The sequence below is a fragment of the Streptomyces sp. NPDC031049 genome, from assembly GCF_055571015.1.
The window spans coordinates 220,585-236,807 of record NZ_JBVIGC010000009.1 but is presented as its reverse complement, the minus strand read 5'-3'; the positions used below and the strand labels follow the sequence as shown (position 1 = coordinate 236,807).

Annotated in this window: 10 protein-coding genes; 8 read left to right on the top strand and 2 right to left on the bottom strand. The window is 74.7% G+C overall.

Annotated features, from left to right (window positions below; all coding sequences use genetic code 11):
• Positions 1 to 19: 19 nt before the first annotated feature.
• Positions 20 to 1,267, top strand: a complete 1,248-nt coding sequence (locus ACZ45Q_RS17740; protein ID WP_468261662.1) for a DUF2510 domain-containing protein — start codon at positions 20 to 22, stop codon at positions 1,265 to 1,267.
• A 169-nt stretch (positions 1,268 to 1,436) separates the two neighbouring features.
• On the opposite strand, the gene ACZ45Q_RS17735 is transcribed toward ACZ45Q_RS17740, so the two are convergent.
• Positions 1,437 to 2,072 carry a TetR/AcrR family transcriptional regulator gene (locus tag ACZ45Q_RS17735; protein WP_468261659.1) on the bottom strand — a complete coding sequence of 212 codons (636 nt, stop codon included), beginning with the start codon at positions 2,070 to 2,072 and terminating at the stop codon, positions 1,437 to 1,439.
• Between the two features lie 165 nt (positions 2,073 to 2,237).
• Between ACZ45Q_RS17735 and ACZ45Q_RS17730 the strand changes: the two genes are divergently transcribed.
• Together ACZ45Q_RS17730 and ACZ45Q_RS17725 are read left to right on the top strand one after the other, a co-directional pair.
• Positions 2,238 to 3,125: a phosphatase PAP2 family protein gene (locus ACZ45Q_RS17730; protein WP_468261656.1), complete on the top strand. Its 888-nt coding sequence runs from the start codon at positions 2,238 to 2,240 to the stop codon at positions 3,123 to 3,125.
• Positions 3,122 to 4,210 (top strand): DMT family protein, encoded by a 1,089-nt coding sequence (locus ACZ45Q_RS17725; RefSeq protein WP_468261653.1) that lies wholly within the window; start codon positions 3,122 to 3,124, stop codon positions 4,208 to 4,210. The genes ACZ45Q_RS17730 and ACZ45Q_RS17725 overlap by 4 nt, the downstream gene beginning before the upstream one ends.
• Here the strand turns inward: ACZ45Q_RS17725 and ACZ45Q_RS17720 are convergent.
• Positions 4,200 to 6,251, bottom strand: coding sequence for a phosphocholine-specific phospholipase C (locus ACZ45Q_RS17720; RefSeq protein ID WP_468261650.1), 2,052 nt, complete (start codon positions 6,249 to 6,251; stop codon positions 4,200 to 4,202). The genes ACZ45Q_RS17725 and ACZ45Q_RS17720 overlap by 11 nt on opposite strands.
• 172 nt (positions 6,252 to 6,423) lie before the next feature.
• Here ACZ45Q_RS17720 and ACZ45Q_RS17715 point away from each other — a divergent pair, with 172 nt between their 5' ends.
• The 5 genes from ACZ45Q_RS17715 to fxsT all read left to right on the top strand — a co-directional run bounded on the left by ACZ45Q_RS17715 (position 6,424) and on the right by fxsT (position 16,065).
• On the top strand, positions 6,424 to 7,719 hold the full coding sequence (locus tag ACZ45Q_RS17715; protein ID WP_468261647.1) for an MFS transporter: 1,296 nt from the start codon (positions 6,424 to 6,426) through the stop codon (positions 7,717 to 7,719).
• 107 nt (positions 7,720 to 7,826) lie between these two features.
• Complete coding sequence (locus tag ACZ45Q_RS17710; protein WP_468261644.1) at positions 7,827 to 8,831, top strand: trypsin-like peptidase domain-containing protein; 1,005 nt, start codon at positions 7,827 to 7,829, stop codon at positions 8,829 to 8,831.
• Entirely contained in the window at positions 8,824 to 10,308 is a 1,485-nt protein-coding gene (locus ACZ45Q_RS17705) for a VMAP-C domain-containing protein (RefSeq protein ID WP_468261641.1), read from the top strand. The genes ACZ45Q_RS17710 and ACZ45Q_RS17705 overlap by 8 nt, the downstream gene beginning before the upstream one ends.
• Before the next feature lie 163 nt (positions 10,309 to 10,471).
• A complete protein-coding gene (locus ACZ45Q_RS17700) occupies positions 10,472 to 11,596 on the top strand; it encodes an AAA family ATPase (RefSeq protein ID WP_468261638.1) in 1,125 nt (374 codons plus the stop codon).
• On the top strand, positions 11,593 to 16,065 hold the full coding sequence (gene fxsT, locus ACZ45Q_RS17695; protein WP_468261636.1) for an FxSxx-COOH system tetratricopeptide repeat protein: 4,473 nt from the start codon (positions 11,593 to 11,595) through the stop codon (positions 16,063 to 16,065). Before ACZ45Q_RS17700 ends, fxsT begins: the two co-directional genes overlap by 4 nt.
• Positions 16,066 to 16,223: the final 158 nt, after the last annotated feature.

Below are 16,223 nucleotides of genomic sequence, written 5' to 3'. Positions count from 1 at the left end.
CGCCTCTTACGGTGTGCTCATGACGCAGGTGACTCCTCCCGGGTGGTACCCCGACCCCGGGCAGCAGAAGGACGGTCCCGCCACCGAGCGCTGGTGGGACGGCGAGGCGTGGACGGACCGCATCCGTCCGGCGGGGCCGGCCACGACCCAGGCGCCGCCGGCGCGGGGCGAGGCACAGGACGGGACGCAGGACGGGGCGCCGGGCGAGACGCCGGGCGGGGCGGGCGCGGCGGGTGCGGAGCGGCCCGCCGAGGAGCCCGCACCGCCGATGCCCGCCGGCACGCCCCCGGAGCGGCCGGCGGAACCGGCTCCGGGCGACGCGATGCCGCCTCAGCCGGCACAGCCCGCCTCCGGCGACACGGCCCCGGGTCGGCCGGCGTACCCCGCGGGTCGGCCGGCGTACCCCGCGGGTCGGCCGGCGCAGCAGCCCGCGCCTCCGCCGTACCCGGGGCTTCCGGCGTACGGCGGTCATCCGGGGTATCCGGCCCAGCCGCCCAAAGACCGCCGGAGGGGGCTGCGCACCGGGATAGCCGTGGGGGTGGCCGCCGTCGTCCTGGCGAGCATCGGCGTGGGCGTGTACGCCCTGTCCGGCGACGGCGCGGGCGAGGACCGCGTGGGTTCCCAGCAGCGGAGCCCGGACGGTCCCGGCCGCCAGGACGGCCCCTTCGGCGAGGACGACGGCGGCGACGGCGGCTCGGACCGTGAGTCGCCCTCCCCGGACCGCTCCGGCCCCCCGAAGATCGACAGCGGTTCGGTGACGGACTCGATCAGCGGCATCAGCCTGCCGATCCCGGACGGCTGGTACGGCCAGGAGATCACGGTCGGCGCGTCGGTCTCCTCCGACGAGACCTACGCCTGCCCCGGCGACACCTCCGCCGAGTGTTCCAAGGGCGGCGCGTACTCGGCGCCCGCGCTCGTGCTCGGCACCGACGGACGCACCGCCGAGCAGGTCGCCAAGGCGGACATCGCCGCCAACGCCAAGGAGTCGTACGGCAAGGGCTACGGCTCGCTGACCTCGCACGAGGTGCTGGCGTCCGAGGCGGTGACGGTGGCCGGGCAGAAGGGCTACCGGGTCCGCTGGAAGGCCGTCACCAGCAAGGGCGCCGACGGCTACGTCGAGTCCCTCGCCCTGCCCTCGCCCGCCAACCCCGAGCGCATCGTCGTCGTCCGGATCGGTGTGGACGTCGGGGAGCGGCAGTCCGTGATGGACGACATCGCCGAGGGCATCGAGGCCGCCTCGGGCCGCGGCTCCGGCCAGGACGTCTGAACCGTCCCGCCCCCCCCGCCCGGCCGGGCGGGGCAACAGGCCGGCCGGGCGGGACGCCCCTCCGCTCACAGGGCGCCCCACCCGGCCGGTGGGTGCGCGCCGCCCCCGTCCCCACGGTGCGGCGCGGGCAGGTCACCGTCCAGTCATCCCGTGGACGGCGACCTGGGTCTCAGGTCAGTCCGAGCGCGGGCAGCACCGCCGCCTCCACGAACCGGACCAGGTAGTCGGCGTCGGCGTACTCCCCCTCCAGCACGGGCCGGACCCGCAGCACCCCGAACATCTGCGCCGGGACGTACTCCAGCGCCGGGTGGCCGGCGGGCACCTCGCCCCGCTCGACGCCCCGCTCCAGCATCGCGCGCAGCGCGGCGATCTCCGGTTCGACGATCGCCTCGCGCAGGGCCCGCTGGAGTTCCGGGTCCTGCATGACGGCGTGGCCGAGTGCCTGGAGCAGCCGGGTGTCCTCGCCCGACCACTCCCCCGCGGCCCGCGCCGCCCGCCGCAGGTCCTCGGCGAGCGATCCGGTGTCGATGCCCGCGAAGCGCACCTGGCTGCGCGAGCGCAGGGCCGCGGCGACGAACTGCGGCTTGGTCTTCCACTGCCGGTAGAGCGTGGACTTGCTGCACCGGGTGCTGGCGGCGACGCCTTCCATCGTGACGGCGTCGTACCCGCACTCGCGGATCTGCTCGACGACCGTGTCGAAGAACTCCCGCTCCCGCTCGGGCGTCAGCTTGGAGCGGCGCGGCGCGGTGCCCCGGGTCCCGGCCGTCTCCGGCCGGTCCGCCGCGTGTGCCGCGTGTGCCGTCATCGGTGCCGCTCCTCCGCGTCTGGCGTGGCCGCGTCTCCGTCGGCCATCGATACGCCAGTGTACCGGTACTCCAGCGTATCGGTACACTTCCGTATCGGAACGGAACCGTATCGATGAGTCCCGTCACACCGCCCACACGCCTCACCGTCAGTGAAGGGACCGGGGATGACCGCCCGCACCGAGCCCGCCGAACGGGAGCCGGACACACCGGCGCGACCACCGCTGCTCCGTGAGCTGCTGCTGGTCGCGGGGCTCTTCGCCGTCTACAAACTCGGCCGGCGACTGGCGGCGGGCCACACCGGCGAGGCCTACGCCAACGCGCACCGCGTGTGGGACCTGGAACGTGCCCTGCGGCTGCCCGACGAGGGCGCGGTGCAGTCCCTGCTGCTGCACGGCGACACGCTCGTACAGCTCGCGAACACCTACTACGCGGCCGTGCACTTCCCGGCCACCGCCGCCTTCCTGGTGTATCTGTACCTGCGGCGGCCGGGGCACTACCTCTGGGCCCGCCGGGCGCTGGCCGCGGTGACCGGTGCCGCGCTCGTGCTGCACCTGGCCTTCCCGCTCGCCCCGCCGCGCATGCTCACGGCGGCCGGTCTGCTGGACACCGCCCGGGTGTTCGGGCCGTCGGTGTACGGCCCGCCGGAGACGGACGGGCTGTCGAACCAGTTCGCGGCGATGCCGTCCCTGCACTTCGGCTGGGCGCTGATGCTGGCGGTCGGCCTGATCGTCGCCACCCGGTCCCGGCTGCGGTGGCTGTGGCTGCTGCACCCGCTGATCACCCTGGTGGTGATCGTCGGCACGGCCAACCACTACTGGCTCGACGTGCTCGTGGCCACGGCTCTGCTGGGCCTGGCGCTCGCGCTGCTCCGCCCGCCCCGGCGCCGGCCCCGCACCCTGGTGGCCCGCACCCGCGCCGGCCGGCGCCCGACCGGCCCGCCGGGGCCGACGCCACCGTCGAGGACCGTGGGAGCACCGCAGCCCACGGGGGCGGCGGGGGCTGAGCCGGCGGCGGATCGGAGACCGGCGGGGGCGGCGGGGGCGGTCGCGTGAGTGCCGCCGTGCTCGCCGTCGGGCTGTCCCTGGTCTCCGCCGTCGCCTACGCCGCCGCGGCCGTCGCCCAGGAGCGGCTGGCCGCACGCCGTCCGGCCACCGGCGCGGTGCGGCTGCTGGGCAGCAGCGCCTGGTGGTGGTCGGTCGCGCTGAACGCCGCGGGCGCCCTGCTGCACGTCGCGGCCCTGAAGTACGGGCCGCTCACCCTCGTCCAGCCGCTGGGCGCGCTCACGCTGGTCGCGGCGGTGCCGCTGGGGGCGCGGACCGCCGGCCGGCGCGTTCGTCCCGCCGAGTGGCAGGGCACCGGGCTGGCCCTGCTCGGACTGGGCGCGCTGCTGCTCACCGCGAGCGGCCCGGCCCCCGACGACGTGCTGAGCGTGCCGGAGGCGCTGGCCGTGTCGGGGGCGACGGCCGCGCTGCTCGGCCTGCTGTCCCGGCCGGGCGCCCGGCCGGGCCTGCGGCACGCGACCGCCTCGGGCATCGCCTCCGGGGTCGCCTCGGCGCTGACGCAGACCGTCACGGTCGCCGCCACCGGCCGCTCGGGCTCGCTGCCCGGCGCGCAGGTCGTCGGCGTGGCGGTGCTGGTGGCGGCCTTCGCGGCGGGTGGCCTGCTGCTGGCGCAGACCGCGTACCGCGGCGGTCTGGGCGCCCCGCTCGCCGTGGTGACCCTGGCCAACCCGGTGGCCGCCGCGGTGATCGGCGTGTCGCTGCTGGGCGAGCGGCTGCGGGGCGGCCCCGCCGGCGTCCTGCTGGCCCTGACCGGCGCGGGCCTGGCCGCACGGGGCGTACTGATACTGACCCGCGCCCCGACCGGCGCCCCGACGGGCGCCCCGACGGGCACGGACGGCACACCCCCACCGGCCCACGCCCCGGCCGCCGCCGACGGCGCCCCCGCGCCGGACGCACCGCGGGACCCCCCGCCGGGCCCCGCCGCGCAGGACCGGGCACCCGGCTCCCCCGCCGGCCGCACCCTCCGACGCGCCCCGCGCGGACGTGCCGCGAGGCCCCGGCAGCCGCAGCCGCAACCGCAACCGACCGCAGCCGGAGCCGGGGCACCTGACCGTGCTGTAGCGGCTACTCCGTGACGATCGCCGGGTCGCTCACCCCCGGCCGCCCGTTCTCGACGTGCCCGGCGAACCGGCGCAGGAACGACGGGTCGGACGCCGAGGTGACCGTCAGGTCGTACCAGCGCCGGCTGTGCCGGAGGTCGACGGTGTGCCGGACGGTGGCGCCGGGGCGCACCGTCACCGTCCGGGTCCGGCCCGTGTAGGCGTCGGCCAGCGTCAGGCGGACCGCCGCGGAGCCGTGGTGGGTGAAGGCCAGCTCGACGTCGTCGCGCACGTGCCGTGCGGTGACCTCGGGGCCGGCCGTCTTCCCGGGGCCCTTGAAGACGCGCAGGAAGCCGTTGGGGCCGTGCACGGCCAGGTCGTGGGTGCCGCCCGACCAGGCCGAGTTCCAGGTGTCGGAGAGGGTCTTGCCGGCCTCGGTGGTGTACGTCCACGGCCCGTCGGTGCGGTTGCCGGACGTGACGAGGAAGGCGGCCCCGGCCCGCGCCCCGGAGGCGAAGGTGAGCGTGAACGTGCCGGCCGCCGGGTCGGCCGAGCCGTCGACGTGCGGGGCGTACGGCAGGGGACGCGCCGGGCGCAGGCCGCGCTCCTGCCTCGGCATGGCCGGGTCGGCGGGCGGCGTCGGACGGTAGTCGGGGTGACGCTCGCGGTCCGGCGGCTCGTAGGCGTCGGTGTCGGGCAGTTCGGCGGGCCGGCTGTCCCGGCGGGAGAAGTCGAACGCGGCGGTCAGATCGCCGCACACGGCCCGCCGCCAGGGCGAGATGTTCGGCTCGCGCACCCCGAAGCGGCGCTCCATGAAGCGGATGAGGGAGGTGTGGTCGAAGGTCTCGGAGCAGACGTAGCCGCCCTTGCTCCACGGCGACACCACGAGCATCGGCACCCGGGGCCCGAGCCCGTAGAAGCCCTCGCGGTGGGTGGCGCTGCCCGGGAAGACGTCCAGGGAGACGTCGACCGTGGAGCGGCCCTGCGCGGCCGACTTCGGCGGCAGCGGCGGCACCACGTGGTCGAAGAAGCCGTCGTTCTCGTCGTAGGTGATGAACAGGGCCGTCTTCGCCCACACGGCCGGGTTGGAGGTCAGCGCGTCCAGGACCTGGGCGATGTACCAGGCGCCGTAGTTCGAGGGCCAGTTGGAGTGCTCGGTGAAGGCCTCGGGGGCCACGATCCAGGATATCTGCGGCAGCCGGTCCGCCCGGACGTCGGCGCGCAGCAGGTCGAAGTAGCCGTCGCCGTTCTTGACGTCGGTGCCGGTACGGGCCTTGTCGTACCAGGGGTCGCCGGGGGCGGCGTCGCGGTACTTGTTGAAGTACAGCAGCGAGTTGTCGCCGTAGTTGCCGCGGTAGGCGTCGTCGATCCATCCCCAGTGGCCGTCCGCGTCCAGCCCGTCGCCGATGTCCTGGTAGATCTTCCAGGAGACCCCGGCCCGCTCCAGGCGTTCGGGGTAGGTCGTCCAGTCGTAGCCCAGTTCGTCGTTGCCGAGGACCGGGCCGCCGCCCCCGCCGTCGTTCCCGGTGTGGCCCGTCCACATGTAGTAGCGGTTGGGGTCGGTGGAGCCGATGAACGAGCAGTGGTAGGCGTCGCAGACGGTGAAGGCGTCGGCGAGGGCGTAGTGGAAGGGGATGTCCTCGCGGGTCAGGTACGCCATGGTGGTGCTGCCCTTGGCGGGCAGCCACCGGTCGTACCGGGCGTCGTGGTAGGCGTCCTGGCCGTCCGGCCAGCCGTGCGGCAGCCCCTCCAGGAACTGCATGCCGAGGTCGTCGGCGTCCGGGTGGAAGGGCAGCAGCTCGGTGCCGGCGTTCTCCTGGTGCCACACCGGCCTGCCGCTCGGCAGGGTGACCGGGTGCGGGTCGCCGAAGCCGCGGACGCCCCTCAGCTTGCCGAAGTAGTGGTCGAAGGAACGGTTCTCCTGCATCAGGACGACGATGTGCTCGACATCCTCGACGGTCCCGGTGCGGTGGTTGGCCGGCAGGGCGGCGGCCCGCTGGATGCTGGCGGACAGGGCGCTGAACGCCGTGGTCGCGCCCGCGAGTTGGAGGAATCGGCGCCGGTTGACTTCGGACATGGGGGGTGGGAAGCCTCTCGCCTGAGGTGGGTTCGGCCGGCCGGACGGTACCGGACATGACGGAATGCGCGCGCAAGGAGTGTTCCAGGAGCACCAAACGTCAGGGAAGGGCGCGGTGGCCCTCATGTGAAAGTCGTCGGTACGTGAGGTGTGCCGGCCGCACACCCCGGAAATGGTCGCGATCATGACAGTCATGCAGACGGCTGAAGCACCGACCCGACGGCCCGTACGCCAGCTCCTCGCCGCCTCCGTGGGCAACGCCGTGGAGTGGTACGACTGGTACGCGTACACCTTCCTGGCCACCTACATCGCCGACCAGGTCTTCCCCGAGGGCGCGGACGACTCACTGGTCCCGCTGCTGTCGGCGTTCGCGGTGTTCGCGGTGGGCTTCTTCATGCGTCCCGTCGGCGGGCTGCTGATGGGCTCGATCGCGGACCGGCGCGGACGGCGGTCCGCGCTGACGGTGACCATCCTGCTGATGGGCGGCAGCAGCCTGCTGGTCGGGCTCACCCCGACGTACGCGTCCGCGGGTCTGCTGGCACCGGTGATCCTGGTACTCGCCCGGCTGCTCCAAGGCCTCTCGGTGGGCGGGGAGTTCGCGGCCGCGACGACCTTCCTGGTCGAGTCGGCGGGGCCGGGCAGGCGCGGGCTGTTCTCCTCCTTCCAGTACGTCTCCACCACCGTCGGGCAACTGGCCGCCTCCGGGCTGGCCGCGCTGCTGGTGACCACGGTCTCCGAGCCGGCGATGGACGACTGGGGCTGGCGGGTGCCGTTCGTCGTCGGGGCCGTGCTGAGCCTGGTCGGCTTCTGGATCCGGCAGGGCGCCGAGGAGACCCGCAGCACCGAACAGCGCGGCGCCCCGCGGCCCGGCCTGTTCGAGGCGCTGCGCCGGCATCCGCGCGAGTCCCTGCTGATCTGCGGCATCACCGCGGGCGGCACCATCGCCTACTACACCTGGACGTCGTACCTGCCGACGTACGCCGAACTCAACGCGGGGATCGACAAGTCGGACGCGCTGCTCGCGGGCACGCTCTCGCTGGCCTTCTTCGCGCTGCTCCAGCCGCTCGGCGGGATGCTCTCCGACCGCTTCGGCCGCCGCCCGCTCCTGCTCTTCTTCGGCCTCGGCTTCGCCCTGCTGTGCGTGCCGCTGCTGCACACGCTGCGCGACTCCTTCGCCGTGCTGCTGCTCGTGCAGTGCGCCGGCATGGTCCTGCTCACCGGGTTCACCTCGATCAGCGCGGCCGTCAACGCCGAGGTGTTCCCGGCGCGGGTGCGCGCGGCGGGCATCGGCTTCCCGTACTCGCTGACGGTCGCGCTCTTCGGCGGCACGGCCCCGTACGTCGGCACGCTCTTCAAGGAGCTGGGGAACGCCGGGCTGTTCCCCTGGTACGTCGCGGCGCTGTGCCTGCTGTCGTCGGCCGTGTACCTGCGGCTGCCGGAGACCGCGCACCGGGAGCTGAAGCGCTGAACGCGCCAGGGATCGACCCGCACCTCACCCGTACCCAAGCTCTTCGACTCGGCTTACCCTGGTTTTTCCGCACGCGTGGAACGAGGGGGAACACGTGGGGTCACGGAATGTCGGAGGCTGACGTATCGCAGGGAGCGGGCACCTGGCGGGCCCGCGTACGGGACCACCGGGGCGCGGCCGGCATCGGCGCCGGCGTACTGCTGACCGAGCGGACGGTCCTGACCTGCGCGCACGTGGTCGAGGCCGCCCTGCGGCTGCCGGGACCGCATCCCGGGCCGCCGCCCGGCGCGGAGGTCCTGCTGGACTTCCCCGCCGCCGGAGGGCACCCGGCCGGGCCGGTCCGCGCACAGGTCGCCGACGGCGGCTGGCTGCGCTCCGCCCCCGCCGGGGACCTGGCGGTGCTGCGCCTGGCGGAGCCGCCACCGGCGCCGGTGGCGCCCGCGCCGCTCGGTGTGTGCGGTGACCACACCGGCGGGCGCGTCTCGGTGTTCGGGCATCCGGCGGGTGTGCCGGACGGCGTCTGGGCGCGGGGACAGGTGGTCGGCTCCGGCGGCGCGCATCCCGCCTGGCGGCAGATCGACGGGCTCGACGCGGTCGGCGCTCCCGTGGCGAAGGGCTTCAGCGGGGCCGGTGTGTGGCACGCCGGACGGGCGCTGGTCGTCGGCGTCCTCGCCGCGGTCCTGGCGCCCGGGCCGGCGGGCGGTGCGAGCGCGCCGCGGGTGGCCTGGATGATTCCGCTGGACGTCCTGGACGGCACTCCCTTCGCGGTGCCCGGCGCCCGGACGCCCCACCGCCCGGTCCCGGACGGGCCGGCACCGCCGAGCGCCCTGTGGCCGCTGGTGGACCGGCTGCTCGCCATGGACACGTTCCGGACGGACCCCGCGGCCCCGCTGCTCGGCCAGCTGCCCTCCGCGATCGCCGCGGGGACCGCCCGGGCCGGCACGCCCAGGATGCAGCTGTACCAGATCGTGCGCCGGTGCGGGGACTTCGCCGAGGGACCCGCGGCCCTGGTCGACGCGGTGCAGTGGCTGGAAGGGGACACCATCGCTGTGAAGGACTTCGTGACACAGGCGCGGCGGACGTGGCCGGACCGGCTGGGCGCCGATGGCTGACACCACCTCCCCGGAACCGCAGGCCGCCGCCCGGCTGGCGGACGCCCTGATGAAGGTGTCGGCCCTGGACGACCTGGTGGCCCGCAGGGTCTGCATCCTCGACGCCATGGACCGTCTGCGACTGCGCCTGTCGGTACCGGAATTCGACGACAAGAAGATCCACATCGTCACGATGGTGCGCACGTTCGGCGCCGTCCCGGACGGCTGGCGGCGGCTGACCGAGGCCGTGCAGCACCTGGCCGACTACGACCTGCCGTCGCGGCACGCCGCGTCCCTGGCCCACCCCGTGGTGCCGCCGGTCCTCGACGACCCCGCCCAGCGGGAGCTGGCCCAGCTGCTCGCCGGCCTCGACCGCACCACGGTGCCCTCGCTCGACACCGTCTACCACTCGGCGGCCGGCGACCACTTCGGGCCGCTGCCGGAGATCGTGCACACGGCCTGGGACGCCTACCAGTTGCTCGCCCACACCAACCGCCCGCCGGACGGCGCGCCGCGCACGGTGCGCTTCCTCCAGGAACTGGCCGTCCTGCTCACCGCGGAGCGCGGGGACGCGATCCGCGCCTGGATCAGCCGCCAGGTGCGCACCACCGTGCGGGACACCATGGAGGCGCAGTGGATCCTCGACGACTCCCGGACGTATGCCGGGATACGGCGCAAGGAACCCGAGCGGCCCGCGCATCTGCTGATCCGGCTCGCGCCCGCCACCACCTCACCCGATCGGGTCGACGTCAGCTGCTGGGTGAACACCACGGCCGTCTGGGAGCCGCGCAGGCGCGAGGAGCGGTCCGTGCCCGCCTCCGAGGTGCGCCGTCATGTCGCCACCCTCGTCGACCGGGAGGAGTCCCGGTTGCGCACCCATCGCGGCGGTCTCGTACTGGAGTTCATACTCCCCCTGTCGCTGGTGAACGAGCCGGTCGAGGAGTGGCCGCGGCACAGCGCCTTCGGCGCGGACGCCGTGTGGGACAACGAACTGGGCGGGCCGCCGCTCGGAGTGGACTACACGGTCGTCGTCCGCAGCAAGGAGCGCATCGACGCAGAGCAGTTGCACCGGGTGTGGAACGAGCGCTGGGACGTGCTGACGGCCGACGAGCGGCCGGCCCGTGTGCACCGTTGCGCCCAAGGCGACGGCGCCCGCGGCGAGTTGCTCTACGCGCGTCTGGCGCGGGATCCGGCCGTCGTGCTGATGACCCTGGGTTCGCCGCCCGACGACGAGCACGGCAGGAAGGAACTCCTCGTGGGCCTTCAGGCGGGGCTTCCCCTGCTGCTGTGGAGCCGTTCGGGCGCCCCCGCCGACGCGTTGCCCGCCGTGGCCGAAGGTGCGCTGGAGGGCGAGTTGAGCCGGATTCTGGACCGGCTGACGCGCTTGCGCTCCGCTCCCGGTACGGGGGACCATAACGCCGAGGGTTGTGGCCCTCGTCTTGCCGTGCTGTGGGACGACCCGAACAGACTTCCTGAAGTTCCCGAGCCAATTGCTTGAGCGCGAACGAGGCGCTGCGTGACCCACTAGGGTGTGACGACCTGAACACCGGTCACGGCACCTGCGTGACTGGCCGGCACGACGACCGACCGACCCCTGGCCGTGACGGACCCGGAGTCGGTCGCCCGGTGACCCCGCGCGGGCCCGGGAGAGGGGGGTGGCGATGAACGGTGACGTCCCGCGGGAACCCGGCGTGCCCGAAGGCGCGTCCGCCGTGACCGAGGACGCCCGGGAGTGGTGGATCTACCGCGGCTCGGGCGGGCCGGGCGCCACCGCGCCGCTCGCGGAGCTGCTGCCGCCCCCGCCCCCGTGGCGGGACTTCGACGGCGGCCCCGTGGTCACCGGCCCTCCGCCCCGGGACGACGCCGAGATCCGCCGGCGCCTGGGCTCCCCCGAGGTGCGTCTGCGGTCCGCGCCGCCGGAGGAGGCCGACATGGTCAACGCGGCGCTGTTCCTGCGGCGGCCACTGATCGTCACCGGCGCCCCCGGGATCGGCAAGTCCAGCCTGGCCCACCGGGTCAGCCGCGAGCTCGACCTCGGCCGCGTCCTGCGCTGGACTATCACCAGCAGGTCAACCCTGAAGGAGGGCCTGTACGCCTACGACGCGATCGGCCGGGTGCAGGAGGCCGCCGCCCGCGGCGCGCTGCACGGCTCCGACGCCGACGCGGCCGAGGAGCCGGGCGAGGGCTCCGAGTCGCCGGCCGGGCTCGGCGACTTCGTCCAGCTCGGCCCGCTGGGCACGGCCCTGATTCCCCGTGAGACGCCGCGGGTGCTGCTCATCGACGAGTTCGACAAGGCCGACACCGACCTCGCCAACGACCTGCTGGGGGTCTTCGAGGACGGCGAGTTCCGCATCCCCGAGCTGTCCCGGGTGCGGTCCCGGATGCCGGACGTCACCGTGCACACCGACGACCCGGACGACACGTACGTGGTGCACCACGGCAGGGTCCGCTGCCGCGCCTTCCCGTTCGTGGTGATCACCAGCAACGGCGAGCGCTCCCTGCCGCCCGCGTTCCTGCGCCGCTGTCTGACGCTGGAGATGGCGGCGCCGGACGCGGACCGGCTCGCGGCCATGCTGGCGGCCCAGTTCGCCACCGGAGAGGGCGGCGAGCGCTCCGCGATGATCCGGGACTTCCTCTCGCGCGCCCTGGCGGGCGGCACGCTCGCCGCCGACCAGCTGCTGAACGCGGAGTTCCTGCGCATCTCCCCCGCGGGTCCCGACGAGGCCTCGTGGAACCGGCTGCTGCACTCGCTGTGGCGCAGGCTGGACGAGGTCGGTTCTGCATGACCCTGCCGGCCTCCCAGCACGGCGGGGCGAGCGACGGCACCGCGCCGGGTATCGCCTCGCGCGGGGAGGCGTGCGCCCGCCCCACCGTGTACGACGTGGGAGAGGCCGTCTGGCTGGCCGCGCAGCTCGACCTCCGGGTCCGGGCCGTACGCGCCGGCCGGGACGGTGAGGACGGCGACGGCCGCGAGGACCGCGGGGACCGGGCGGGCACGGACGAGGACGCGGACGCCCCGGTCCTGGCCGAGGACCCGCCCGCCGCGCCCCCGGACGAGGACGGACGCCCGCTGCCGGCCGGCGAACCGCCGGACGGCACGGTCCCCGCGGACGGGGCCGGGCCCGCGGACACCCACCCCCTCGACGACACCGCCGCGGACGGGCGGACGGACCCTCGCCCGCCGGCGCCGGCACCGCCGCCGTCCGGGGCGTGGGCGACGGCGCACCACGACGACGATCCGCGGGCCGGCCTCCTCGCCGGCCCCGGCCTGGAGCGCTCCCGGGCGCTGGAGAAGGCCCTGCGCCCGCTGCGGCTGCGGCTGCCCTCGCGCACCGTGCGGCTGCTGGACGAGGAGGGCACCGCCGAGTCGCGGGCCGAGCAGGGAGTGTGGGTACCGCGGTACGGCCCGGCGGAAGAACGCTGGCTGACGGTGACCCTGGTGGTCGACGACGGCGAGTCCATGGCCCTGTGGACCCGCACGGCCACCCGCTTCGCGTCGGTGCTGGCGGGCTCGGGCGCGTTCCGGGACGTCCGCGTGCGGCACTGGCGGTCCGTGGGGACCGCCCCCGTCGCGCCCGGTGCCGGCGGCCGGGACATGGTGCTCGTCCTGACCGACATGTACGCGCCCCACTGGCGGGACGGGGCCACGTACCGCCGGCTGGCCCGCTGGGCGTCGGACGTGCCCGTCGCCGTGGTGAGCGTCCTGCCGGAGTACCTCTGGTCGCGGTTACCCGTGGTGCCGGCGCCCACCCGGCTGCGCAGCCCGGGGCCGGCCGCCGCGAACGCCCGCTGGGCCCACCGTCCGGACGGGCTGGTGCCACCGTCGGCCACCGGTGAGGGCCCCGGGTGGCTGCCGCTGCCCGTGCTGGAGCTGACCCCGGACGGCCTGGGCGCGTGGGCCCGGTTCCTGCGCCACGAGCGGCCGGCGGAGTACACGGTGCGGACGGTGCCGGTGTCCGCCGCCCAGCCGCCGCCGGCGGCCGTACGGCAACCCGCCCCGCCGGCGCCGCTGTCGGCGGCCGACCGGGTCCGGAGACTGCGGGCGCAGCTCAGCCCCGTCGCCTACCACCTGGCCCGGCTCGGCGCCGCCATCCCCGTCAACCTCTCCGTGCTCCAGGTGCTCCAGCAGCGGCTGCTGCCCGAGGCCCGTCCCTGGCACCTGGCCGAGCTGTTGGTGAGCGGGCTGCTCCAGCCCGCACCGGCCGCCCCCGACGCCCCGGACGTGCCGCCGTCGGCGCGCATCGACCTGGAGTTCGCCGCGGGAGTGCGGCAGGAACTGCTGGCCGAGGGCACCCGCAGGGAGACCGCGCTGGCGGTGCGGGTGGTCTTCGACCATCTGGCGACCATCCTGCCGGCCGCCACCGGCGGCGCCCTGCGCCAGGCCCGCGATCTGCTCACCGACCCCAGCCGCGCGGCGCGGCTGCCGCTGGACGGGGTGCGCACCTGGCTCGCCCCCGTGCTGCCGGCCCTCAGCGCGCTCGACGGGCAGCACACGGCCGCCGCGAGCGTGCTCCACGACCGGCTGAGCGCCGCGCCGGTGAGCGCCGCCGCCCCCGCGCCCGCCGCCCCGCCCGCGGGCAGCACCACGGGTCATGACCGTGATACACAGAGTGATGAGTTCGGCAGTCCGAGGTCCGCGCCTCCCGGCGAGACGCACCCAACCCTCCCCCCGGGAGGCGACCTCGGATCGAATGCAGACGTTGGAGGGATCGTGTCCGTGAGTGGCGTGCAGCCTGTCCCTGCGAGGACCAGGGTCGACGGGGCTCAGAAACCGCCGCCCGTATGGGGCAACGTGCCTCCACGGAATCGTGCGTTCACCGGACGCGAACAGTTGCTCGAGGACCTGCACCGGCGGCTCCAGGAAGGCACCACGGCGGTGCTCCCGGAGGCGCTCCAGGGCATGGGCGGCGTGGGCAAGTCCCAGCTCGCCGTCGAGTACGTGTACCGCCATCAGAACGAATACCAGGTCATCTGGTGGATCCCCTCCGAGCAGCCGCAGCAGATCCGGCAGATGCTGGTGGAGCTCGCCCGGCGGCTCGGCCTGGAGGTCGGCAGCGGCGAGGCCAACACCGCCGTGCCCGCGGTCATAGAAGCGCTGCGCGTCGGCGAACCGTACAAGAACTGGCTGCTGGTCTTCGACAACGCCGAGGACCCGGACGCCGTTCGCGAATTCTTCCCCACCAATGGCCCAGGACGCATTCTCGTGACCTCTCGCAACTCCCAGTGGGCGACCGCGGCGCGCCCTCTCGAGGTCGATGTCTTCGCCCGCGACGAAAGCCGCCAGCTGCTCCAGCTGCGCGCTCCGAGCCTCGACGACCGCACGGCGGACCGGCTCGCCGAGACCCTCGGCGACCTGCCGCTCGGCATCGAGCAGGCCGCCGTCTGGCTCTCCGAGACCGGCATGCCCGCCGACGAGTACCTGCGCCTGTTCGAACAGCAGGCGGCGGAGCTGATGCTGAGCGATCCGCCGCCGGACTACCCGCTGTCCGTCGCGGCCGCGTGGAACGTCTCGCTGGAGCGGTTGCAGAAGAACCATCCGGCGGCGCTCCAGCTCCTCCAGGTGTGCGCCTTCTTCGCCCCGGAGCCCATCTCCCGCCGGCTGCTCACCGGGGTCCGGGACGCCCCGGTGCCGCCGGAGCTGGCCGCCGCCCTCAGCGACCCGATCCGGCTGGGCCGGGCCATCCGCGAGATCAACCGCTACGCGCTCGCCAGGATCAACCACAGCACCAACACCCTCCAGCTGCACCGACTGGTGCAGCGGGTGCTGATCAACCAGATGCCCGACACCGTCAAGGAGCAGATGCGCAACGGCGCCCACCGGCTGCTGGCCAAGGGCGACCCCAGCGCACCGGCCGACCCGGGCCAGTGGCGGCAGTACGGTGAGCTGCTGCCCCACGTGATCAGCAGCCGGGCCGTGGAGTCCGCCGACCCGTGGGTGCGGCAACTGGTGCTCAACGAGATCCAGTACATGTTCTCCTGGGGCGACCACGAGGGCTCCCGCGACCTCGCCCAGCAGGCCTACGAGACCTGGAAGCGCGTCGACGGCGAGCACGCCGAGCACGTGCTGATGGCGGCCAAGCTCTACGGCGACGCGCTGCGCATCCTCGGTCACTACCGCATGGCGTACGAACTGGACCAGCGCACCCGGGAGGCGATGACGCGGACGCTGGGCCCGGAGCACGAGCGCACGCTGGAGATCATCTCCATTCTCGCCTGGGACCTGCGGATGCGCGGCGACTTCGCCCGGGCCTCCGAGCTGGACCAGCAGATCTTCGAGACCAGCCGGCGGCTGTTCGGCCCGAACGACGTGTCCACGCTGATCGTCGCCCACCGCGTGGCCCTGAACCTCCGGCTCACCGGCGACTTCCGGCAGGCGCTCGAACTGGACCAGGACACCTACCGCCGCAAGCTGGAGGAGCTGGGCGAGAACGCCCTGTCCACCCTCGGCACCCTCGCGGGCGTGGCCGTCGACCGGCAGGAGGCCGGCGAGTACATCGAGGCGCGCGACCAGCAGCAGGAGGTCGTCAGCCGCTACGAGTACAACTACGGGTCGACCAACCCGAACACCATCGGCGGCTACCGCGGTCTGGCGGTGGCCGAGCGGCGCGCGGGCCGCCACGAGAAGGCGCTCGAACTGTCCTCCAAGGCGCTCGCGCTGTTCCGCAACCGCTACGGCGACAACTACCCGGAGACGCTCGCGGCGTTGCTGGCGCACGCCGTCGACGTGCGCCACAGCGGCGACCTCCAGCAGGCCCTGGAACTGAGCGACCGGGGCTGCCAGGGGTACGCGCGCCTGTTCGGCGCCGAGCATCCGCACACCCTCGGCGCACAGGTCAACCACGCCGTCTGCCTCCGGCTGCTCGGGCGCAGCGAGGAGGCCCGCCGGCTCAACGAGCGGCTGCTGCCGGCGCTCGGCGAGAAGCTGGGCGAGGACCACCCGAACGTGCTGGCCTGCGCCACCAACCTCGCCGCCGACCTGTACGAACTGGGCGAGGTCCAGAAGTCGGTGGAGCTGAGCACCCGCACGCTGGAGCAGAGCCGGCAGCGGCTCGGCCCGGACCACCCGGCCACGCTGGCCACCAGCGTCAACCTCGCGCTGGGGCTGCGGCTGCTGGGGCGGGTCGACGAGGCCGACGCGCTCCAGACGGACACGCTGGCCCGGTACGAGCGGGTCCTCGGCGACGACCACCCGGCCACCGTCGCCGCCGCCGAGAACCGGCCGGCGAACTGCGACATCGACCCGATGCCGCTCTGACGCCGGGCGCCCCGGCAGGCCGGCTCGCCGCCCGGCCGGCCTCCCTGCCGGGGCCCTGCGGCCGGCGTTGCTGCCGAGGCGCCGTCCCGTCGACCCCTCCGACCGCCCGCCCCGTCCGGTGACCGCCGCGGGGCCGGGCGGTCGTCCGCTTCCGGCGG